Consider the following 21808-nt stretch of genomic DNA (forward strand, 5'->3'; position numbering starts at 1 on the left):
AATTGTTCTGGCCCGATTGGCAAGTGGTGGCATTTGCCCGCCCATCTATGGCAAGGATGCTGCAGATGACCGTGACCGACACCTTTCGCGCCGCCGCCGCCGACATCCTGGGACCACGCGGGTTCACCTGCGATCCCGAACTAGTCGAACCTTGGCTAACCGACTGGCGGGGACGGTACACCGGCAAGGCGGTCGGGCTGGCCTCGCCCGCCTCGACCGACGAACTCGCCCGGTTCGTCACACTATGCGCAGCGCACCGAATTCCGATCGTCCCGCAGGGCGGAAACAGCGGCATGTCGGGCGGCGCCACGCCCGACGAGAGTGGCACGAGCGTATTGCTTTCGCTGCGCCGAATGGATGTGATCCGGGATTTTGATGTCGCTGCACAGCAAATTACCTGTGACGCAGGCGTGGTGCTCCAGACGCTGCACGAGACCGCCGAAGAGCAAGGCTTGCGCTTTCCCCTCACGCTTGGCGGCAAGGGTTCGGCCACCGTGGGCGGCCTCATCTCGACCAATGCCGGGGGAACGCAGGTCCTGCGCCACGGCACGATGCGCGCGCAGGTGCTTGGGATCGAAGCGGTGCTGGCCGATGGCGAAATTTTCTCCGGTCTGGTCCCGCTCAAGAAGGACAATCGCGGCTTCGATCTCAAGCAGATGCTGATCGGGTCCGAAGGGACCTTGGGGATCATAACCGCCGCGACCCTGCGGCTGGTGCCGCAGATCGGCGAACGCCGCGTTGCCTGGGTCGGCCTGCCCAGCATCTCGGCAGCGCGCGAATTGCTGCTCCACTGCGAGAAGGTCGCGAGCGACGCGCTGGAAGGGTACGAGGTGCTGCCCCGCCATTGCCTCGAATCGGTCCTGGCACACGTTCCTACCGCGCGAAGCCCGCTGGCGGGAACGCATGCCTGGCATGCGCTGGTTGAACTGGTCGCGGACCCGGGTGACGCAGGACAGCTCGACAACCTGGTCACAGAGGTGTTCGAGAGTGCGATGGAGCACGGCCTGCTCGAGGATGCCGTAATCTCGACCAGCGAGGGACAGGCCGAAGCCTTCTGGCAGATACGCGACAGCATCTCCGCGGCGGAGCGCGCGATCGGTCCGGCGATGCAGCACGATATCTCGGTCCCGGTAGCACGGATGGCCGAATTCGTAGAAACGGCGGCGCCGCAGGTGGAGAAGCGGTTTCCCGGCACTCGCGCGGTCGGGTTCGGCCATCTGGGCGATGGCAATATCCACTTCCATGTTCTCGCCCCCGCCGGTGCGGTGCGCGGCGAATGGGAAAGGGGCGACGGAAAAGCGATCAGCGCGTTCGTCCATGACCGTGTGACCGACTTCGGCGGATCGCTCAGCGCGGAACACGGTATTGGCCAGATGAAACGCGATGAACTCGGGCGATTGGGCGATCCGGTGGCGCTCTTGCTGATGCGCAAGGTCAAGCAGGCGCTCGATCCGCAGGGGATACTCAACCCGGGCAAACTGGTCCCGCTTGCACCGCACGCCGCAACGCCGTAAAGCGCCCGCTTCGTGAGCTTGCCCATCGGGTTTGCCGCTCAATTCAATCGAATTTCGGAGAGTTCCATGGCCAGCGCGCCGCAGCCCAATCTGCCCCTGTTCTTCAAAGACCTGATGCCGCTCAACAGCAAGGACCATGCGAATTACCGCTCGCGTCCGATGACCAAGGCACCGTGGCTCGCCAAGCAGCATGCCGTGCCGCTGACGGTGGACGAGTTCGTCCAGGCGCAGCGCGATATGCCGATCGTCTTCTCGACCGGCCCCGAAGCTGTGCCGCTGGCGCTGATGGGCCTCAATGACGGCGTCAACACTTTCGTGGACGAAGAAGGCAGCGTGACCGAGCAGGTCTACATCCCCGCCTATGTCCGCCGCTATCCCTTCATGCTCGCACGGCTCAAGCCCGACAGCGAGGACCTGTCGCTGTGCTTCGACCCCACTGCTGAGAACATTGGCGAGTTCGAAGAAGGCCAGGCCTTGTTCGAAAATGGCGAAGCCAGCGAAGGCACCAAGCAGATCCTCGAGTTCTGCGAGCAGTTCGAACATGCCGGCCAGCGCACGCAGAACTTCATGAAGGAACTGAAGGATCACGACCTCCTGATGGAAGGCGAGATCTCGATCACCCAGCAGGGTAGCGACAAGCCGTTCGTCTATCGCGGGTTCCAGATGATCAATCAGGAAAAGCTGCGCGAACTGCGCGGCGACCAGCTGCGCAAATGGACCGAAAACGGCCTGCTGCCGCTGATCTGGGCGCAGATCTTCTCGATGGACATGATGCGTACGATCTTCGGCCGCCAGCTCCAGCAGGGCAAGGTGCCGATGCCCGACGCCGCGACTGCCGGTGTCCCGACTGCCTAAAAATACGAGCAAGGGCGCGCGTCTTGTAAAGTGGCGCGCGCCCTCGCCCAGCCCCTTGCGCACGGCCGCTACCTGTGCGGCGCTGGCACTGGCGCTTCCGGGGATACAGGCGTCCGCGCAGCAGGACTCCGCCGAGACACGCGAACTGCAGCCGCTCGAAGTTTTCCAACGGAGCGAAGACCTGCTGTTCCGCGTCGGCTATCGCCTGGCGACGGCCAACGCCGATTTCTGCCCGCAAACCGTGCGGGCCTCGGGCATGCTGATCCACGACGCGGAAAGCTATGGTGACCCGGTCGCCGTGCGCCGCCTGTTCGGCTTGCATGGCGACATCGGTGTACAGGCGGTCGCTCCCGCGTCTCCGGCAGCCGCAGCTGGAATAGAACGCAACAACACGATCCTGACCATCAATGGCCAGACAATAGCGCAGGACTGGCCGAAAACCGATCCTCGCTGGCAGCGCGTGTTCGGCCTGCGTGATGCAATCGATGGCGCACTCGCCCTGGGGGCGCTGGACATCACCTGGCAGACACCCGGAGGGACGATCCGCACCGCGACGATCGAAGGCGTGGACGCGTGCCCGACGCGCTTCGAACTCATAGATTCGAAAAGCAACGCTGCCGCGGATGGCGAGCGCGTGCTTGTCGGCGAACGGTTCCCCGGCCTTGCTTATGAGGAAGCCGCCTTCGCCGCAGCGATTGCGCATGAAATGGCGCACAATATTCTTCGTCATCCGCAGACCTTCCACGAAATAGGCTGGAAGCGGAAGCTTGTCCGTCTGTCCGAACGCGATGCCGACCGCCTGATGCCCTGGTTGCTGCAAAACGCAGGCTACGATCCGCAAGCGGCGATCGCTTTCATGCGACGCTGGGGTCCCAAGCATGGCGGATGGATCTTCCGCAAGCGCTCGCACGACGGGTGGGATGAACGCGTTGAATTCATCGAAGCGGAACTGGCGACGATCGAGGCGGCCAAGCAGTCGAGAACGGACGGGCGCGCCGATTGGTCGATGTTCTTCAAGCAAGAGCTACCAAGAGAACTTCCGGAAAAGTGACACATTTGGTGATTACGAAGTAACACCGCCAGGCGCTTCCCCTTCCAAGCCTTGTCGACTTCTGCCAGAACCGCCCCGAACGGACTAATGGAGAACTCCTTGCCCACTATCGTACCAGTCGTACTGTGCGGGGGGAGCGGCACCCGGCTCTGGCCGCGTAGCCGCTCGGCGAAACCGAAGCCTTTTATTCCGCTTCTCGGCGAGCAGACACTTTACCAGGCGACACTCCAGCGCTGTTCGGATCGACGCCGGTTTGCGCGTCCGCTGGTGGTGATCGGTGAGAAACATTTGGAGTTTGCCAAGCCGCAAGTGGCGGATATCGCGCCCGATGCGCAGTTCGTAGTCGAACCCATGGGACGGAACACGGCGCCTGCGATTGCGCTGGCTGCACTAGCGCTCGACAAGGATGACATCATGCTCGTCTGCCCCAGCGACCACCATATTATCGATCGCCAGGCGTTCGAAGCCGCCGCCGAGGCTGCCGCCGAGTTGGCGAGCCGGGATTGGCTGGTGGCCTTCGGCATCGAGGCAACCGCTCCCGAGACCGGCTACGGCTATATCCGTCGCGGCGAAGCGCTCGGTGGAGGCCACCATGTGCATAGCTTCGTCGAAAAGCCCGACTTGGAAACCGCGCTCGGCTTTCTCGCCGAGGGTGGTTACGCCTGGAACGGCGGGATCTTCGCCTTTCGTGCGGGCCATTTCCTGTCCGAACTCGCCAGGCATCGCCCCGCAATGGCCAAGGCCGCAACCGCGGCCTTCGAAAGCCGCGCCGCCGGAAGCGAAGACTTTCGTCCCGATGCAGAGCTTTTCGCCGCAATCACGCCGGAATCGGTCGACTACGCGATCATGGAAAACACCGATCGTGCAGCCATGGTCGATGTTTCGATGGGATGGTCGGACATCGGGAACTGGGACGCGCTGCTGCAGCAGCGCAAAACTCCCGGCGATGATAACGTTGTCGTCGGGCCGGGGGAGATCATTGGTGCGCAGGGCGCAATGATCGACAGCGACGGACCGCATGTAACGCTGATCGGTGCTGACAATATCGTCGTGGTCGTCGACGGCGAGGACATCCTCGTGACCAGCCGCAATGCGGTCCAGCGTGTCGGAGAGGCGAGCCGGTGCAAGAACCAATGATCCGCAAGCTTCCTACGCGCTTCGTGGACAAGGTCTGGGGGGTAAAGCGGCTGCCCGCGCCCTTCCCGCACCCTTCTGACCAGCCCATTGGCGAAGTCTGGTTCGAACCTCCGCCCGAGCTCGACCAGCTATTGGTCAAATATATCTTCACCAGCGAACGGTTGTCCGTTCAGGCCCATCCCAGCGACGAACAAGCCGAAGCGATGGGCCTCGCGGACGGCGGTAAGAGCGAGTGCTGGGTCATTCTCGATGCCGAACCGGGCGCCTCCATCGCCGTGGGGTTCCGCGAGGACATCACTGCCGAAGACATGCGCAGGTCCGCCCTTGACGGGACGATCGTGGACAAACTCGTCTGGCACGAGGTTCAGCGGGGCGACGCCTTCTACATCCCCGCAGGCACGGTCCACGCCATTGGCGGCGGGATCAGCCTCGTCGAGGTACAGCAAAACAGCGACATCACCTTCCGCCTGTTCGATTATGGGCGGCCGCGCGAACTCCACCTGGATCAGGGTGTCGAGGTCGCGACCACCGGACCCTACCCGCTCGATCTCAGCACGCGGATGGATGACGACGCGGGGCTGTTGGTCGATGGCCCCCATTTCCGGCTCTTCTATTGGCAGAGCAACACATCGGCCCCCCTGCCCGCAATCGCGCAGGCACCGTCGATCGTGATACCGTTGTCGGGCGAAATCATGCTCGATGGGCAGCGGCTTGGCGCAGGAGAATGCGCGCTGGTCGAGGACCTCGGCTCGACATCCCGAGCGGGGAATAGCCTGCTCCTGATCGCCCAGCCGACCGCGTCTTCCTGACCCGAAACTGACGGACTGCTCTCGCAGCGCGCCGAACGGTGTGCACCGTAGCCCCAACCGACCCTTGAAATTCGAGCGACCCCGCTCCATTTTTATTGTACCGGGTGGGCCGCCCCTCATGGCCCCCCGGTAGATGCACGAGAGTGCATCTCCTCCCTGAACCTTGGCCACCCCGCGCATATTGCGTGGGGTGGTTTTTTGTGGACGGGCTATTCCGCGGCCTGCGCGATGTGGCCCGGTCGCCCCATGGTCGCGACCTCGGCCCCCAAGGTGCGCACGAGGCCGGCAATCAGCTTCGCGATCGCTCCGACCCGCGCGCTGGGCTGGTCGAGCCGGGCATCGAGATAGGTGCTGCGGCAGACCTCGATCTGCACCGCGTGGATACCTCGCGCAGTCTGGCCGTAGCGATCGAGCACATAGCCGCCCGAATAGGGGCGGTTATGCGCCACCCGGCGCCCATGGGTCGCCAGATAGCGGATCGCCAGATCGACCAGCCCGGGATCGCAAGAGGCGCCGAACCGGTCGCCGATAACGAATTCTGCCGGGTGGTCCTGCGGATGGCTGCGCTTGAGCGGGGGCATCGAATGCAGATCGACCAGCAGCGCGACGCCCCAGCGATCGCGCAACCGCTCCAGCTCGTGGCCAAGAGCAGTGTGATAGGGGGTATAGATGCCCTCGATCCACGCATCGAGTTCGGCCTTGGCGAGCGGTCGGCGCCAGATTTCGCCCATGCCGGGAATGCGCCGCGGCACGAGGCCGAGACCGTTGCGCGACCGGCGATTGGCCAGCGAATGCCGCATCGGCCGCGGCTTCGCGCCGCGCACCATACCCCAATCGACATCCTCGACCGAACGGTTGAGATCGATCATCGCCCGCGGTGCCTCGGCGAGCAGCAGGCTGGCTCCGGTGTCCGAGGCGACCGGCTGCGCGACGGCATCGATATGGCGATCCTCGAGTCGCAGACGCGCCTGATCGGGATCGCGTAGCGCGGCCAGCACATCGTCGGGGTAGGCACGCCCGCAATGCGGTGCGGCAATCAGAATCGGAATGCTGGGCTCGCCAAACCGGAACAGGTTGTAGGACGGCCCCTGCCGCCCCGGGATCTTGCCGCCCGACAGGTGCTCGACACCCGTCGTTGCTGCTGCCTGCCGTTCGCTCATGCCCCATCGTCGGGCGCGGGCCTCGATTAAGCAAGCGCAGATTTCTTTCCGCGGCGGGGAGTTTTCGATCGTCCCGCCCCGGTAGCCAGCATGTGGGACGTCATTCTCGCTCATCCCGACCCATCAGCCCTACCCGCCCATTAACAATGCTTGTTTTGGATACATGCTTTTTTAAAGCACGCGCGCTAAGCAGTTGGCATGACCGAAACAACGACCCAGCGAATCCTGCTCGCCGAGGACGACGATGCCATGCGCGTCTATCTCGAACGCGCGCTCGTCAATGCAGGCTATACAGTCGACTCGGTCGATCGGGGCACTGCGGCCATCCCGCTGCTCGAGGAATGCGAATACGATCTGCTGCTCTCGGATATCGTAATGCCCGAGATGGACGGGATCGAACTGGCGCAGCGCTGCAACGAGGTGAGCCCGCATACGAAGGTCATGTTTATCACCGGCTTTGCCGCGGTGACTCTGAAAGCCAGCCGCGAGCAGCCGCATGCCAAGGTCCTGTCGAAACCTTTCCACCTGCGCGACCTCGTGCTGGAAGTCGAACGGGTCCTCGAAGACCGTATCAGCGCGCGTTTGCAATAGCTCCCAAATAGGGTCTTGCATGGCTTTCAGCGCCCCGCTAAAGGGCGCGCCTGCCCCACGAAAGGGGCACCCGATGGTGCGGGCGTATAGCTCAGTGGTAGAGCACTATGTTGACATCGTAGGGGTCGCAAGTTCAATCCTTGCTACGCCCACCATCGAAGCCTTCGAGGCATGAAAAAGCCCGCCGGAAACGGCGGGCTTTTTTGTTGCCAAAGTAGTCTTGGCGACTTTCAGCTCCTGCACGAGAACCGGGGCGCCACTACGGGTATCGAGACCGCAGTCCTGCCTCGCTCAAACTTCCAATGCTCTCATGATATCGAGCACATGGTTGTCCCAGGATAGATTATCGAGACACCATGCCCGCCCCTGCGTCGCGATGCGCTGCCGGTACTTTTCATCGCTGACAAGTCGCTCGAGCGCGCCAGCAATTTGCTCGACACTACCGCCATCGACGATCAGGCCGGTTTGATCGTCTTCGATGAAGTCCGAGGGACCGCCATCTTTCCCGACAACCGCAGCAGCGCCGAATGACATAGCGTCGGCGATCACCAAGCCGAATCCTTCGATGTCCAAATCCGACACCGCAGCGACCTGCGGATGAAGGAAGATGTCGGTGTTCTTGAAGTTTTCTATAACCTGGGAATCCGGCAAATAGCCGGTCATGCGCACATGGTCATGCAGTTCCAGACGATCGATCGCCGCCCGGATCTCGTCGGCAAGAGGGCCTGTCCCGGATATCACGTATTCGAAAGGAACCGGGAGGCGCTTGTCCTTGAGCAATGCAATCGCGCGAACCGCATTGAGCAGGTTCTTACGCTCTACCAGGCGGCAGAAGCTATATATTCGGACCTTCGAGCGATCGAAAGACGGGGTGTGGAGGCATGCCTCGCGCCTGTACGAAAGTCCGTTGAACGAGACGATCCTGCCCTTGGAATTTTGTAGTTCGGGAAATTCCTGCTGCAGCCTGGCGCCAGTATAATCCGAAACCGATGCGAGCAGGTCGAACCGGGGCAAAGCCCTGCGCAGCACCGGCCGGAGGTAAAACGGATTGATCAGGATTTCCCTGCCGTGGACAGTCACTGCGGTCCGCGGAGTCCGGGCCCATGGCAGCAATGCCACGCCTGCCCTCCACGTTGTCGCATGACAGAACGTGAAACGGTTCGCACGGGTTTGCGACCGTGCAGCGCGCGCCAGCCTGGCAAGGATCTTCGGCTGGCTACCCGTACCGACGTTGAGAACGTCGATTTTACCTTCTGGGTATTCGCGAGTGGTCCAACCGCTCTCGCCGGGAAAGCTGGTCAACACCGTGGGGGTTACACCGCATCGAAGGTAGGCTTGGGCCGTGTGTTCGCTGTAACTTTCCACCCCGCCCACGACCGGGGGAAATGCCTTGGCGCAGATCAAAACGGATTTTTCGGTGGTTGAGCTCATCATCTGACCAAATCGATATGCATGATACGGCAGCTTGCCAATTTTCGATTGCGTAGCGCAATCAGCACCCTGCCCTCACGCATGGCTCCGACACATCGCGAAGCCCATCATACTCCATGGGTAGGCGGTCGGACTCTCGATCACCGCAGGCCGATGCGGGAGATTGCGAGCTCTACCCCTCCCTGGCTTCCCCGCTCAACAGCGATCGAAGCGCTCAGGAGCAGAAAGGCACAATCGCTATCCTCAGCGAGCGGTGTGCTGGCAAGGGTTTCGCCCGGCCGAAGCTCAAGCTGAGCCAGCATATTGCTCCGATCGCCTGCGCATGTAGCTGATACCCGCAAACGCCCACCTTCGGGTGCCGGACGCTCCAAGGCCACCTCCAATTGGCCGCCGGATTTCTTGGGCGTTACGAGCTCCGCAAACGCGCCAAGCGCGCCCGGTTGAGCATCAACGATCAATGCCTCGTGGGTATCATCGTAGAAGCTCGACACTAGGCCGGATGATTGCAATCTCCATCCAACCGGACTGGTTACCGATGCGAGCGATTCGGGCGGAATCCGTTCGCTTTGTTCCCCCAGGGGCCGATCCTTGGCAGCTAAGGCGAACATGCTTTCGAAATAACCCAACCGTCTGAGATTGCGATAGATCTCGGCCTTGCGCTCGCTTGGTTGCTCCGAGAAATCGATTCCCGTTTCCTCGAAGAACGAGCCCGCATTCTGCAGCGCAATCTGGTTGCGTGCGAACTCGGTCCAGAAATCCTCTTCCCAATCGGGATGGGCGCGGATTAGCTGCCCAATGCGATCGCGTCCCTCGCGCAAAGCGAGCAAGCCGACAAATGGCGCAATTGCCGTCGAACGCAATTGCCTGCTCGTGCGAAGCCCTTGGTCGAAGAAGGTGATCATTGCGTCCACTCTTTCGCCGCGTGCGAAGTTGTGAACCAACCACATGTTCGCGACCGCGTCGCGCTTGTTCATGGTACTGGCGGACACGAGAATATTCGATGCCCGCTCGGGATCGGTTTGGGAGATCCCGCCGACCGCCCAAACCCTCACAGGGACAGGATCGAGGGGGCGAAGCGCGCGAAGCGATTGCGCTTCTGCGAGGACCATATCGGAGCTTGCGGGGAAACCCGTGTTACCGTTCTCTGCTTCCGCCGATGCAGCCAGACGAAAACTCTGGTCGAGCGCCCGACTTCGGACCTCGGAATTTATCGTCGCGTCCAGAGTACGGGACATCGACAGCGACAGATTGCCGGTTTCGGAGGCCGCGTTGACGAACCCAGCCCCCGCACACACCAATGCGGCTATGCTTACGACGATCTTCCCGATCATGGCCGGGGCCGCAAATCCCCGCTGGCTCATAGTTTTTCGTTGTCCGAGCTCTGGCCATAGCCATAGCCATAGCCGTAGCCATATTCCGAACCGTAGCCGTATTCGGAATTGCGTTCGTCGACCTTGGTAAGGATACCGCCCAGGATCCGACCACCCATGGACCGCATGCGCTCGATCGCGCTCGACAGTTGGCGAACACCGGCACGGTTTGCCTCGATGATATATACGATGCCTTCGACCTGGCTTCCCAGAACCGGAGCGTCCGCGATCCCGAGGACCGGCGGGGCATCGATCACTACGAAATCGTAGGCACTACGCAGTTGCGTCAGCAACTCGCCGATCCTGGGGCCCGCGATGAGCTGACCGGGATTGGGCGGAATCGCGCCAACGCTCAGGATGTCGAAATTGGGGCCAACGTCCCGCTGGATCAAAGTGCCAAGAGCATCCTGGCCGGTCAGGAACTCGACCACCCCACGCTCGTTCGGCACGCCCAGCCTCTTGGCCACCGACGGATTGCGAAGGTCCAAGTCGACCAAGATGGTCTTGCGGCCACTGCGCGCAAGCCGGTGGGCCAGCGCATAAGACGAACTGGTCTTACCTTCACTGGGCACTGTACTCGTAAGCATCAGGGTTTTCGGGAAACCTTCGGAAGTCGACATATCAAGCAGCACGCCGGCCGACAGATAGGCTTCCGAAATGGCACTCTTGGCGTCGGCAAGCTCGTCCAGGGGGTCTTCCGCATCGGTTTTCGGAATGACACCCAGCAGGGCGATGTTCAGCTTCTGCCTCACATCCTGAGGATCCCGGACGCTGCGATCCATCTCTTCGCGAGCGAACAGGACTGCACCCGAAACGCCGATACCCAGCAGAAAGCCTAGTGCAAGGTTGAGCGGCAGATTCGGACTGGAAGGTTCGCGAGGGATACGCGGCGGATCGACAAGCTGCACATTGCTCGCTGCAGCCCCTGCAACACCGATCTCCTTATAGCGCTGAAGCAGGCTGTTGTAGAGTTCGCGGTTGGTGTCGACGTCGCGCTTCAATATGTTGTACTGAACAGTGGCGCGCTGTTCATCGTTATAGATGGAGCGCAGCCCTTCGACTTGGGCCTGCAAAGCTTGCTCGCGCTGTTGCGCCTGCATCAAGTTGCGCCGCAAGTCGGCCTGCCCGGTACCGAGCGCATCGGCGATCGAACGATCGAGCTCAGCAATCTCGTTGGTCAGCGCCTCGACCCGGGGGTAACCAGGCTCGAATTGCGTCAGAAGGTTGGCCTTCTGCGCTGCAAGCTCCGCACGCTTGGCACGCAGCGTGTTCGCCACAGTGTTACCTTGCTGTTGAACACCGGCCTGCAAGGCACTTTCCGCAGCAATGCGATCGGCACGCGCGCTGTTCAACGCGTCGTTCATGCTCGCCAGGTCGGACGCCTTGAGCGTACGATCATTCCCGGTGGTCGCTTCACTGTTCGAGAGCGATACGATTCCGCTCTGCGAAGAATAGGTAACGAAGGATCGCTCGGAATCTTCCAGGCGCGAGCGCAATTCTGCGAGCTGCTGCTCGAGAAATCTGCGTGCATCGTCGGTGGCGGCAAACCTCCGCTCCATCGAAGCCGCAACGAACTCGCTGATCCAGGTCGAAGCGATTCTCCGCGACAGTTCCGGAGACGGGCTCGTGAAGGACACATCGGCAAGGCTCGACCCGACGACCGGTTCGATGGAAATAAGTTCAAGGAGGAGCAGCGAAGTCCGCTCCATGGCGAGCCGCTGGTTGCCGGACCGGATTTCTCCATCGTCCGGGATATTGAACGCGTCGATGAAAGCCTCGTCGGCCGGCAGGTTCAGCTTACGCGCGACGCGTTCGGCCAGGGCCTCGCTTTCGAGAAGCGCGTACTGTGTACGATAGAACTCGTCGTAATTGAGTCCGTCCCCCGCAGGCTCGACTCCTTCGACGTCCGATACGTTCGCTTCGATCCTGTTGATCTGGATACGCGCGGTCGAGGTATATTGCGGCGTTGCGAGCAGAGTCAGCACCAGCGCTATGGCGACCGCAGCGATTATGATCGCACCGACTATCAGTCGGTTCGTCCAGAAAACCCGCCAGATGTAGTGGAAGATCGAGGGTTTCTCCGGCCCATTGCCGGGGCCTTCAAACTCGGCCGCCTCATACGGTCCCGATGATGCTGCAGTCGCCATATTATCCTGGGTTGTCACCTGAACCTACTTTCGAAATGTTGGCTTGCCGCGATCAAGCGGTGCGGGAAAGCAAGACGAGCGGAGTGGTCAGCAAGTTGGTAACGCCCTGGATCGTGTCCAGGAATCGCCGGGTCTGGGATTCGTCAACCACCACCCTATCGCCCGGATAGACGCTTGGATCGGCGTAGTTTCCGCGCCTGATCGCCCTCACATCATATAGCCCGACATACTTCTGACCACTTACCTCGCGGAAAACGATCACGGTCGTGACCCTCGCAAAGTCGTTCTCACCGCCAGCAACAGCGATCGCCTGGGTCAGTGTCTGGTCGCGATAAACCGGATATATTCCGGGACGCCTGACCTGCCCATCGAGCGTTATCGCGTTGCTCGTCGATTCAACCAGGTTCACGACCACGTCGGGATCCCTGAGATAGTTCTGTCGCATCCTCTCCTCGAGGATGTCCGCCAGTTCGACCGGAGTAAGGCCGGTTGCCTTCACGGCGCCTGCCAGCGGAACCGAGAGGAAACCCTGTGCATCCACGGACAACTGGCGAGTCAAATCGGGCATCCCGACGACCTCTACTTCGACCTTGTCGAGCGGTCCCAAAGCATAGAGAAAGCTGCCGTCGGCGCCGACCATCTCGGGCTGAGGCATCGCGCCCGCCTGGACGTACTCCACCGTAGGGGCGAGCCCCAACTCCGGAGGGCCGCTCGAGCACCCTGTCACGGCGAAAACCGCCGCAGCCAAAACAAATTTCGGATTCATAAAGGTCCTCAAGTTCATCGAGAAATTGCCCCAGGCAAAAGAGGTCGATCGCGCCCTACCCAATTTTCCGATGCCTTTCGAGATCAATGCTAGAGACCGCCAAAAAGCCGGTCAAGATTGCGAATACCAACTGCCCCAAGGGGGTTCTCGTGGGATAGTCAACCAGCCCGGCGATTAGCCACACCCCGAGCGCCCCGCAAAGGTAGACGGACAGGATCCGCGCCTTGCCGTCGCCAGCGCGCCAAAGACGCAGTAGCCGCCGGACAACCCACACCAGAGCCGCAACGAGCAGAAGCAATCCCGCGAGCCCGGTTTCAATAACATATTGCAGCGGCTCGAAATGCGCCTGGTTTAGATAACTTGTGCTCAGATTTTCGACGTTCTCGTATCCGTAGAAAACGCTTTCGAACGCGCCAAACCCGATACCCTCGAGCCAATGGTCCCGCATCATCTCGAAAATCTTGGGCAGGTAGATCCAGCGCAGCTCATCCGCCGGATCGGATTCGAACAAGCGGGTAAGCGCGGTCTGCCGTTCGGTGATGGCCAGATAGCCGAAGACCATGGCCAAGGCCGCCAGTACGCTGCCACCCAATCCGGTAATGGCCAGCCTCACGCGCCGACTTGATCCCTGCCATGCACGATTGAGCGCCGGCGCCTGCCAAAGCATTACCGCACAGACCACGCTTACTGGCGCACACAGCAAGAGGCCTGCCCGTGACCCGGTGACGAACAGCAGCGGATAGATGAGGAACACGAGCGCGAGACCCGATGCGAGACGGAGGCTGGCTCGCCGGTCGCGCAGGTCGATCCGCGTGATCATGTAGCAAACTGTAAGCAGGAGCCAGTTCAGCAGCACCGCCTGATGATTCTTGTTCGCGAACAAGCCGACCGGGTGATGGCCGTGTGTTACGCGGTAGAAGTACAAACTGTCGGCGCCGAGCGCCTGCAAATAGCCAACCACCATGCTGAGCACGCCCATCGCCAGTATCGGAGGCAGTATCCAGCGACGCTCTCGGTTCCATAGCAAGCCGACGAAACCCACCGCTACCAGCGGCACGAACATCGAAAAGAACGCATTCCAAGTTCGGCTGGGCTCGAGACTGAGCGGACGCCACACGTCTTGCATTCCAAAAAGCTCGTCGAGTTGCGCGACACCTTCCCGACCGGGCAGCGAACTCCAGATCACCGGCGGTAAGGGGATGAGTTGCAACAAGGCAATGACCATCAGCGAGCCGATGAACAGCAACGGGAAACGGACCGCTTTCAATTCGTCGGCCGAAATCCGCCAGACGATATAGATCAAGAACAGGGCAGCCAGCGGTCGCAGCAGCAAAAGCGACAATATGTCGGGCCGCGAACCGCCGCCGGTCAGACCAACGAGCAGGATGAAGGCGAAGTAGATCGTCAGATGCAAGCGTCGGTCCTGGAAAAACCCGCGGAGTCCCTTTGTTGACGCCGCTTTTTTCTTGGAGGTCTTTCTTGATCGCCTGCCTGCCGGACGCGATCCGGATCGATCCACGCTGTCGGTCGATGACATGATCTTTGCTTCCCGTTCCGTTCTACGTCAGCCCATCCCGTGCGCGACGATGATGCGCCTGTAGGACACATCGGGCTGAAATCGCAACTCGATTACACCACCAAACGTTTGCTTTTACACTATCAGAACCGCTCCCCCGCGGCGGCGACACGCCGATCGGTCGACGTTAACTTAAATATCCCGCCACGGCGGCCGGGCGCCTTGCGCCGTTTCCTTAGCGTTCATGCCTGTGAGGTTTTGGGCATGATAATCTCCGAGGCCGACGCAAATCGTTTTTATCATCCAGCTCAGATCTGCACCTGTCGTGTCGTCCCGAGGCGGCAACGCAGCGAATATTCCGTCCACTGCAACAGCCCGTTTGTGGGCCCCGTTCAGGACTTCAGGGTCTCAAGTTCGAGCGTAGCCGTAGGCCTCGATGAGATCGCCCATTTCGGCATCGCATAGCTCGACGAGTTCCGCCGGCATCTCGTCGCGCCAGCCACCCGCCTTGCCTTTTCGCATTGTAGGTGTGGGGCCGGTTCCAATGCCCGCCATTTCGTCCACCTTGCTGCCATCGATGCCGCAGAGATCGACAATGCTGCGCAAGGCGTCACGCTTCCTTTCGGCGGTGCCTCCGCCTCGTTGCCCAACCAAATCCTCGAAACGGACCGCGAGCGTACCCGGACGGTCGAGCCACGGAAGATAGCCTTGCAGGGTCGCCCGCAGGGGACGAATAAACGGGTCGGCGTCACGGCCGACGATCAGGGAGCGAAGCCGGTCCTTGTCGTTTTCAAGCACCTCGGCAAGGTAGGGATGCAACCGATGCCTGCGCAGCCCCATCGCGTAGTGCAGGCGCGACAGAACGATGTCACGCGGGTCTCGGGCGATGAAGATACTGCATATCTCTGCCCCCGACAGAATGTCCTCCAGTTCCTTCGACCAGTAGAGGTGCGCGGAGAACATCTGTCCGGGCCTGACCGTGGAAATAGCGCGCTCGGTCTTGGGAAGGTTCACCATCGGAAATCCGAGATCGTTGCTCGTCCCCGGCATACCGAGCCGATCGATATCGAGATGAAGGCGGGAATTCTGGAGATCGGCCAGTCGCTCGAGCTCGGCAGTGAGCAAGTGGGTCCCCGCCTTGGGGATACTGTTCACCAAAATCCGCGGCCCCCGACGCCAGACTTGGGCACGAGCATATGCGCGATAGGCAGCAATCAGGGTTTTGCGCAGGCTAGAGCTTTGTACAAAATGCTTCGACACGGTCAGGGAACACTCCGGAAATTCGGTGCGAGTTACAGGGCCAGCCTGCGTGAAGGCGGTGAATATGGACGTCATGACAGCGAAGCAAGGCGGATAATTCAGCTACCGTGCCGGTAAAGCTTCCGTACAGGCGGCCGAGTGCCTAATTCAGGAGACCCACGACCCATCCCGCAACTAAGGAACCCAACTTCATGCTTGGTGAAGCAGCCATCAGAACCGGATTTGGTCGTCGCGAAGTTCTAACCGGTTCGCTGGCCGCACTGGCGGTGACCTCCGGAACACTCTTCCTGGGTAAGCTGGGCATCGGCGGGCAGACTGCCGGTGATCTGACCGATGAGCTTGCGACGGCTCCAGCCGATACGATCGTGACCATCACCAGCGGTCTGTGGGCCGTATCGCGATCGATCCGCGTAGCGGCCAAGGTGCGGTTCGCGGGCGGGATCCTGCGCCCCGATGACGGGGTGATAATCGACTTCGATCAGGATATCGATGCGCCGCCGGGGCAGCATATCTTCGATTTGACGAATGTCCGATGGGTTCGCGGCGTCCAACAGATGGATAGCGCAAAACGGCAACAAACTCTCTGGGAAACCGGAGGTAATTTCCGCCTGCCTGGCATAGCCTATGCCAGCTGGTTCGGTGCTCAGACCGGCCCCGAACATGACAACACGCTGGCTTTGCAATCGATGCTGGATAGCGGTGCGCGCGATGCTGTGCTCGACGGATTCTATCTGCACACGGCCAATTGGGTCGGAGACAATCAGCGTCTCCGCGGCCTTGCCCCCTTTGGTGAAGGCACACGGTCGGGGCTGAAGACCGTTCCCTACGACCAGAGTTTCATCGAGCTGCTCAACAGGCCGAATCCCAGCTCACCGGCCGAAGACTCTTTCCGCGGTCTTTCGACCAAATCGGGGATCGAAACCGCTGCTTTCGCTGATTTCGAGTATGACGGATCCGCTCAGGAGCATTTCGATCACAAGACCCGGTACCGCAACTATTTTGCCGACGAATCCTCGGTTGCGGAAGGCGCAAAGTCTTTTCGCCGCCAGCTGATGCGTCAGGGCGGCATAAACATCGGACAAGGAGACAATGACGGCGCCTACCAGGCACCGCGTGTGACAATGATCGAGCGCGTGTACATTCACGACACGGTTCGAAGCGCGATCGTCGCCAACCGCGCGCCCGGGGTCACCATTCGGGACTGTCGTTTGGCCAATAGCGATGTCGACCATCTCATCTACGCAGATCGCAACCCCGACCTACTCGTCGAAAACGTCACTCTGTCGGGCTATGCCCACGGGGCAATGGTCGTGATCAGCGGTGGTTCGTTGCGCAATTGTGTTGTTCGAGACCTGTCGGCAAATCCGATCCCCGGTCGCGTCACGGACAGCATCGTCTGGCTACGCGCCGACTTGCCCGAACCTACGGAGGTTACCAATCTGGTCATTTCCGGCGCATTGGAGAAGCTGGGTAATGAGGATGTCCAAGCAAAGGTTTTCAAACTGGCCGGCAAGCGAGCCGCCACGATACGCGGGCTCAAGATAACGCATACCGGTTCTCCCACCGCCTCCTTTACCGTGTTCGGGACACAAAAGAGCGCTAGCGCAATCCAGCTTGATGGACTGGTGGCACGAGACATGCCTGCCGGCGCGACCTTGTGGAACACGCCCTTCAACGTCAGCGACATCGCGATGCATAACATCGATTGGACGTGGAACGAGGAGACCCGGACAGCGCCGTATCTGATGCGTTTCGGCAGTCTGGTGGGTGCCGATTTCAACAACATCACACTTAACGGCGCCAGTCTCGAAACCCTTAGCTATGTCGAGAGAAGAGCCCGCAAAATCGATACAGCGGCAATCAGGGCGAGCCACACAATCGGGCGGATGGTCGATGCTCCGGGTTTGTGATCCAGCTGCTCCAACAGACTGACCCGCCGAGACAGATCATAGCTCCAGCTTACAGCGGAGGAGAGTTACCCGGCCGGCTTAAGAGGGATCAGCCCGTTTACCGGAAAGGGCATAATCAGGTGCGGGAATGAAGAACCGCCGCGCCAATGCGCCGGGCCAGGCGAACAGCCACGCTGCCGCGCGGTAATACCACGGGGCCTTGCGACGCCCCTTGGTACGCGGATCGAAGGTGATACGGCCTTCGTGTTTGAATTCGTTGCCGCCTATCACGTGCTCGATCGCAAAGTACCGGCCGTTCCTGATCGTGTCGACGAGGACGGAAAGGTCGATGTCAAGAAAGGCACCGATGCGCTCGAGCTCGCGCACGGGATTTGCAGAGAAATCGTCATGCGACAGATGGAGCACCCGGTCCGGATAGGCCCGGGCAGTCAGGATCGCGGCTATCATTCCTACCGACCAGCCCAATGCGATGACCATCAGAAACGGAAACGTCATCAGGCCGGGTCGATAGAGCCGCTTCATGAATTTAACGGGGCTTCCAGCACCCAGACGATAGTAATGCGACGTGATGGTGATGTCCGGCTCGCGGTAGATATGAATGACTTTCGCCGAAGGATCCGAGCGCAACATCATCAGGCCGCGGGTATATTCCTTGTGGCTGTCGACGAAGGCCGGCACGTCGAAAACGTCGGCAATCGTGTCGTTCAGGTCGCGCGTTGCCTGCGCATAGAATGACCATTTGTCGTCCGGCACCTCCGGCTTGCTACGCAATGCAGAGCCGAACTGGCGGATATCCGTCAATTCATAAAGCTTGGGAATGTCTTCTTCCAGGTCGCGACCAGTGCGAACGCGGTATGCGGTAAAGACCTGCGACCATTGCGGGCACTCGCGAATTTTCGCGCCACACGAGCATTCCTCATGGGGGCCACGCGCAAGCGCATCGAGGACCTCGCCGCACCCCTGTATCTGGGGGTGGCCATTGAGAATTACGGTCAGGATCGTCGAACCGGAATGGGCGCGTCCGGCGATGTAGATCGGCGTGACACCATCAGCCATGCGTTTCACCCTCCGCCCCGCTTTGCGCCTTGCCCCAATGCGAGATATCGAAGTCCACCATCTCGGCAAGTTTCGCGAGATCCCCGGCATAATATTGGGACAGCTCCTGTCGGACGGACTGTGTCATCGGCTCCGGACGTTCACCATAACGGTCAAGGGAAGTCGTAACCCCTCTCCGCACTTTGGTGCGAAGTCCGCGCGGCAGGATAGGCTTGATCAGCGTTTTGATGGCTCCCGGACGATTGAAGGAATTGCGAATCCCCTCGATCACGGGATTGGCATGGCGCACCGTTACGTTCTCCTGCCGTCCGGCATTCACGGTCTGCCGGGAAACCTCGAGAAAATCGCACATCGTATCAAAAACGCCCTGCCCATCGTCCTTCAGCTTGTCGAAGCTCAGGAGCAGGACGTTCTCCCGCCCGAAGCGGTCGAGGTATCGCTCGACATGCCGAGAGAAAAGACCCGAATAGAGATAACGCCATCCATAGATGAAATGGTCGCGCTTACCTGCCAGTTCCTCAGCGATGGCCTGCTCGAAACTGGCCGCCGATTCCCGCCCGCGCGATGAATTGTAACCCCAGGCCGAGTAAGCACGCGGCACAGGATCACGCAAAGCAATGATGATTTTCGCGCCGGGTACCGTGGCCTTGATGCGATCTGCTGCGTGCGGCGACGGCAGATAGGGTGTCGAGGCTTCTCCGCGTTGCTGCGCCCGTTGCGCTTCCGCACTGGAAAACAGCGCGGCATAGTCATCGGCGTTGAATACGCCCAGATCGACTTCGGACAGCGGCTGAATGCGACCGTGCTTGTCGGGCCGATAAAGCGTTTGCCATCGCTCTGGATCATCGAAGCCCCGAATGAAATATCCGGGTTCCTTCGGATCCGACATGAAGACCTGCTCGTGCCGCGCAAGCATCGCATGCAAGCTCGTGGTCCCGGCCTTCTGGGCACCAACAATAAAGAACGTCGGAGACATCATTTCACGACTGCCTTTGGAACGAAAATCGGGCCCAGGATCGAGGGGTCGATACCAAGGTTGCGGCGAGCCCAGATGACGACGGCAATATTCCATCCGGCCTTGACGACGAGCAGTCCCCATGCCGCGCCGATGGCACCAAATTCCCTGGTGAGGAGCAACAGGACCGCGAAACCGACGATATTGAAGGTTGCCAAGATCTTGAGAAACTCGCGGTCATGGCCAGTCATATTCATCAATTGCCCACTCGATCCACAAATCGCTGCAATGACGAACCCGGCCATAATCACCAATAGCGCAGTTGCCGAGGTCGAGAAGCTGGGGTTGAGCAAATCAAGCAGTTGCGCTCCGAAGAAGCCCAGAATGACGGCACCCAGCAATGCCATTGCTGTCGAAGCGATTGCAGTAAAACTGGCAACGCGCTGGAGTTGCGCAAGATTGTTCGCCGCGTAGTTGCGCGCAAGCATCGGTGCGGTCAGCAGGTTGAGCCCCTGCAATGGGAAAGCAATGATGGTTGCAACGCGAACCGCCGCGAAGAACGCACCTGTTTCCGCCGGAGAAATGAACTGCCCAACCACTACCACGCTGAGCGGCGTGATGGCCGCGTTCATGGCAGTGGCGAGCCAAAGGCGGACCGAGCTTTTGCGCCACATGGACTTTGCAGCATCAAGCGTTTCGCCGGGTGTGGTGTCGGCCCGCTCCGCTGCGGCGATCTGCGCAAGAGCGCGTCGCCAGCGAGGTCGGACGATGAACAGCAACTGCAATGCGTTGAGCACCAATAGGGTTATCGCCAGAAACCATAGCGCGGTGGTCGCATCGGTAACGAGGGTCAAGCCGCCGCCCGCCAACGCCATCAGGCTCATCGCGAGAGGTCTCCAGACAATCTCTTTCGGTACCAGCGACCTAACCAGATTGCCGAGACCCCGCAGCAGATTTGCCTGGAAGTCAGCCAGTATCATGCCAGCGGTTAGCGCCGCAGCGGGTATGATCGACGGGTGGGCATGGGAAAGTGAGGACCACAGAAGAATAACGAGAACGCTCGCCAGGATCCCGACAACCGAAACCATCAGCGAGAAACGCAGCACTGCGCTCATCAAGTCCGTCCGGCCGCGTTCGCTATATGTCGACAAGGACCTCAGGATGAGCCTGCATTGTCCGAAATCGAGCATGACCGACAATGCCGTGGCAAGCGAGAAGGCATAGCCGAAATGGCCGAACTCATCGGTCGGCATCCAGCGGGCCATGGCGAAGACCAGCGCAAAGCCGAGTCCTGCGGAGAGAAACCGGATAGCGATCGAAATGGCTCCGCGGCCCGCCAATCGTCGGTTGCTAGTAGCCGCCATCAGTTGTCGACGCCGGCACCGAAAAACTGGTCGCGCTCTTCGGCAGTGAATCCTGCAGCGCGGGCCATCGCGATCCACCGGGGGTCCGTCGGTGATATTCCAGCGGAAGCGGGACGGATCTTACTGACATCAAGCGCCTCGCCCGGGGCGCCCGCCAGGGTCCGTATTTTTGCGACGTTGCGAGCAGCATCCCGGCAGACATCCTCGAAAGACAGCGAGACAAAGCGGCTTCCATAAAGGGCGCGCCCCTCGCGCTCCGCGAGTCGATATGCCCCCAGCCACCCCCCGAGAAGGCGCTGCGCCGCAGGAACCCTTGCGCTCTTGGGAGGAAGTTGCACCCCCACCTCAGCAAAGAGCGTGTTCGTCGTATCGATCCATTTGGTGCGAAGAAGCTCTTCCATCCCCCAGCCGTTGAACCGGCCGGACCGGGTCAGCGCTGTAGAGCGGTTGCGGCGCTTGCGCAGACCCAGGGGATCGAACCGGTCGGAGGGGAGCAGATGGGAACTCGCAAATGCGACAGGATGGCGGTAGAGATGAACCAGTACGGCGTCGGGAATGATCGCGTGAATCGCAGGGATTTTACCCATGCAACGCGTCACATCGAACGCCGTGGGCCCACCTTCGAGAAAGTACTCGAGATACTCGACCTGCTTTTCCGATAGGCCGCGAACAGTCTCCTCGCCTCTCGGTATCGGCGCGTAAAGAGACCGAAAGCGATCGGGATCCCGATTGTACAATGCAATGAATTCCGCTCGGGTGCGTTTGACGTTGTCGGCCGGAAGGTCATGCAGCAAATGGCTGAACGGTTCGTCATAGCACGTGTAGCGCGGATCTTGCCGGAACAGGTTCCACAATGCGGTAGTACCGGATCGGCGCAAGGCAACGACCGCAATATGTCGAGGCGTCTCGCTCATCG

Annotated in this window: 18 protein-coding genes and 1 tRNA gene; 8 read left to right on the plus strand and 11 right to left on the minus strand. The window is 60.6% G+C overall.

The window, feature by feature from the left end:
- Positions 1-65 precede the first annotated feature (65 nt).
- The 5 genes from VWN43_RS07650 to VWN43_RS07670 all read left to right on the plus strand — a co-directional run bounded on the left by VWN43_RS07650 (position 66) and on the right by VWN43_RS07670 (position 5366).
- Positions 66-1514, plus strand: coding sequence for an FAD-binding oxidoreductase (locus VWN43_RS07650; protein ID WP_320180004.1), 1449 nt, complete (start codon positions 66-68; stop codon positions 1512-1514).
- Between the two features lie 66 nt (positions 1515-1580).
- Positions 1581-2369: a SapC family protein gene (locus tag VWN43_RS07655; protein WP_320180003.1), complete on the plus strand. Its 789-nt coding sequence runs from the start codon at positions 1581-1583 to the stop codon at positions 2367-2369.
- 55 nt (positions 2370-2424) lie between these two features.
- Entirely contained in the window at positions 2425-3420 is a 996-nt protein-coding gene (locus tag VWN43_RS07660; RefSeq protein WP_320180002.1) for a M48 family metalloprotease, read from the plus strand.
- Between the two features lie 87 nt (positions 3421-3507).
- Entirely contained in the window at positions 3508-4557 is a 1050-nt protein-coding gene (locus tag VWN43_RS07665; protein ID WP_320180001.1) for a mannose-1-phosphate guanylyltransferase, read from the plus strand.
- 23 nt (positions 4558-4580) lie between these two features.
- On the plus strand, positions 4581-5366 hold the full coding sequence (locus VWN43_RS07670; protein ID WP_330768549.1) for a class I mannose-6-phosphate isomerase: 786 nt from the start codon (positions 4581-4583) through the stop codon (positions 5364-5366).
- A gap of 209 nt (positions 5367-5575) precedes the next feature.
- Here the strand turns inward: VWN43_RS07670 and VWN43_RS07675 are convergent, their stop codons facing one another.
- Positions 5576-6526, minus strand: coding sequence for an N-formylglutamate amidohydrolase (locus VWN43_RS07675; protein ID WP_320179999.1), 951 nt, complete (start codon positions 6524-6526; stop codon positions 5576-5578).
- A gap of 198 nt (positions 6527-6724) precedes the next feature.
- Here VWN43_RS07675 and cpdR point away from each other — a divergent pair, with 198 nt between their 5' ends.
- Positions 6725-7117 carry a cell cycle two-component system response regulator CpdR gene (gene cpdR, locus VWN43_RS07680; RefSeq protein ID WP_253515264.1) on the plus strand — a complete coding sequence of 131 codons (393 nt, stop codon included), beginning with the start codon at positions 6725-6727 and terminating at the stop codon, positions 7115-7117.
- Positions 7118-7197: 80 nt separating this feature from the next.
- Positions 7198-7272 (plus strand) — tRNA-Val (locus tag VWN43_RS07685).
- A gap of 136 nt (positions 7273-7408) precedes the next feature.
- Here the strand turns inward: VWN43_RS07685 and VWN43_RS07690 are convergent.
- From VWN43_RS07690 to VWN43_RS07715, 6 genes are all read right to left on the minus strand, one after another.
- Positions 7409-8551: a glycosyltransferase family 4 protein gene (locus VWN43_RS07690; protein WP_320179998.1), complete on the minus strand. Its 1143-nt coding sequence runs from the start codon at positions 8549-8551 to the stop codon at positions 7409-7411.
- A gap of 137 nt (positions 8552-8688) precedes the next feature.
- Entirely contained in the window at positions 8689-9879 is a 1191-nt protein-coding gene (locus tag VWN43_RS07695) for a hypothetical protein (RefSeq protein WP_320179997.1), read from the minus strand.
- A gap of 26 nt (positions 9880-9905) precedes the next feature.
- Positions 9906-12065, minus strand: a complete 2160-nt coding sequence (locus tag VWN43_RS07700; protein ID WP_320179996.1) for a GumC family protein — start codon at positions 12063-12065, stop codon at positions 9906-9908.
- A gap of 52 nt (positions 12066-12117) precedes the next feature.
- The gene (locus VWN43_RS07705) at positions 12118-12831 is read right to left on the minus strand and encodes a polysaccharide biosynthesis/export family protein (RefSeq protein WP_320179995.1); all 714 of its coding nucleotides are present in this window, start codon (positions 12829-12831) and stop codon (positions 12118-12120) included.
- Between the two features lie 55 nt (positions 12832-12886).
- Positions 12887-14368, minus strand: a complete 1482-nt coding sequence (locus VWN43_RS07710; protein WP_320179994.1) for an O-antigen ligase family protein — start codon at positions 14366-14368, stop codon at positions 12887-12889.
- 387 nt (positions 14369-14755) lie between these two features.
- A complete protein-coding gene (locus VWN43_RS07715) occupies positions 14756-15682 on the minus strand; it encodes a sulfotransferase domain-containing protein (RefSeq protein WP_320179993.1) in 927 nt (308 codons plus the stop codon).
- 116 nt (positions 15683-15798) lie between these two features.
- Between VWN43_RS07715 and VWN43_RS07720 the strand changes: the two genes are divergently transcribed.
- A complete protein-coding gene (locus VWN43_RS07720) occupies positions 15799-17517 on the plus strand; it encodes a hypothetical protein (protein ID WP_320179992.1) in 1719 nt (572 codons plus the stop codon).
- 78 nt (positions 17518-17595) lie between these two features.
- On the opposite strand, the gene VWN43_RS07725 is transcribed toward VWN43_RS07720, so the two are convergent.
- The 4 genes from VWN43_RS07725 to VWN43_RS07740 are packed head-to-tail and all read right to left on the minus strand — an operon-like array spanning position 17596 to position 21806.
- A complete protein-coding gene (locus tag VWN43_RS07725; RefSeq protein WP_320179991.1) occupies positions 17596-18573 on the minus strand; it encodes a sulfotransferase in 978 nt (325 codons plus the stop codon).
- Positions 18566-19552 (minus strand): sulfotransferase family protein, encoded by a 987-nt coding sequence (locus tag VWN43_RS07730; RefSeq protein ID WP_320179990.1) that lies wholly within the window; start codon positions 19550-19552, stop codon positions 18566-18568. The genes VWN43_RS07725 and VWN43_RS07730 overlap by 8 nt, the downstream gene beginning before the upstream one ends.
- Positions 19549-20892, minus strand: a complete 1344-nt coding sequence (locus VWN43_RS07735; RefSeq protein WP_320179989.1) for a lipopolysaccharide biosynthesis protein — start codon at positions 20890-20892, stop codon at positions 19549-19551. The genes VWN43_RS07730 and VWN43_RS07735 overlap by 4 nt, the downstream gene beginning before the upstream one ends.
- Entirely contained in the window at positions 20892-21806 is a 915-nt protein-coding gene (locus tag VWN43_RS07740; protein ID WP_320179988.1) for a sulfotransferase, read from the minus strand. The genes VWN43_RS07735 and VWN43_RS07740 overlap by 1 nt, the downstream gene beginning before the upstream one ends.
- Positions 21807-21808 lie beyond the last annotated feature (2 nt).

The sequence above is a fragment of the Qipengyuania sp. HL-TH1 genome (genome assembly GCF_036365825.1).
In the GTDB taxonomy this organism is placed as follows: Bacteria; Pseudomonadota; Alphaproteobacteria; order Sphingomonadales; family Sphingomonadaceae; genus Qipengyuania; species Qipengyuania profunda.

What these genes read in the sequence shown, in the direction of transcription:
- VWN43_RS07725 (WP_320179991.1), bottom strand. Translation starts at nt 18,573, where the DNA reads ATGGCTGATGGTGTCACGCCGATCTACATCGCCGGACGCGCCCATTCC.
- VWN43_RS07700 (WP_320179996.1), bottom strand. Translation starts at nt 12,065, where the DNA reads ATGGCGACTGCAGCATCATCGGGACCGTATGAGGCGGCCGAGTTTGAA.
- VWN43_RS07650 (WP_320180004.1), top strand. Translation starts at nt 66, where the DNA reads ATGACCGTGACCGACACCTTTCGCGCCGCCGCCGCCGACATCCTGGGA.
- VWN43_RS07665 (WP_320180001.1), top strand. Translation starts at nt 3,508, where the DNA reads ATGGAGAACTCCTTGCCCACTATCGTACCAGTCGTACTGTGCGGGGGG.
- VWN43_RS07735 (WP_320179989.1), bottom strand. Translation starts at nt 20,892, where the DNA reads ATGGCGGCTACTAGCAACCGACGATTGGCGGGCCGCGGAGCCATTTCG.
- VWN43_RS07730 (WP_320179990.1), bottom strand. Translation starts at nt 19,552, where the DNA reads ATGATGTCTCCGACGTTCTTTATTGTTGGTGCCCAGAAGGCCGGGACC.
- VWN43_RS07690 (WP_320179998.1), bottom strand. Translation starts at nt 8,551, where the DNA reads ATGATGAGCTCAACCACCGAAAAATCCGTTTTGATCTGCGCCAAGGCA.
- VWN43_RS07655 (WP_320180003.1), top strand. Translation starts at nt 1,581, where the DNA reads ATGGCCAGCGCGCCGCAGCCCAATCTGCCCCTGTTCTTCAAAGACCTG.
- VWN43_RS07710 (WP_320179994.1), bottom strand. Translation starts at nt 14,368, where the DNA reads ATGTCATCGACCGACAGCGTGGATCGATCCGGATCGCGTCCGGCAGGC.
- VWN43_RS07740 (WP_320179988.1), bottom strand. Translation starts at nt 21,806, where the DNA reads ATGAGCGAGACGCCTCGACATATTGCGGTCGTTGCCTTGCGCCGATCC.
- cpdR (WP_253515264.1), top strand. Translation starts at nt 6,725, where the DNA reads ATGACCGAAACAACGACCCAGCGAATCCTGCTCGCCGAGGACGACGAT.
- VWN43_RS07695 (WP_320179997.1), bottom strand. Translation starts at nt 9,879, where the DNA reads ATGATCGGGAAGATCGTCGTAAGCATAGCCGCATTGGTGTGTGCGGGG.
- VWN43_RS07720 (WP_320179992.1), top strand. Translation starts at nt 15,799, where the DNA reads ATGCTTGGTGAAGCAGCCATCAGAACCGGATTTGGTCGTCGCGAAGTT.
- VWN43_RS07675 (WP_320179999.1), bottom strand. Translation starts at nt 6,526, where the DNA reads ATGAGCGAACGGCAGGCAGCAGCAACGACGGGTGTCGAGCACCTGTCG.
- VWN43_RS07705 (WP_320179995.1), bottom strand. Translation starts at nt 12,831, where the DNA reads ATGAATCCGAAATTTGTTTTGGCTGCGGCGGTTTTCGCCGTGACAGGG.
- VWN43_RS07715 (WP_320179993.1), bottom strand. Translation starts at nt 15,682, where the DNA reads ATGACGTCCATATTCACCGCCTTCACGCAGGCTGGCCCTGTAACTCGC.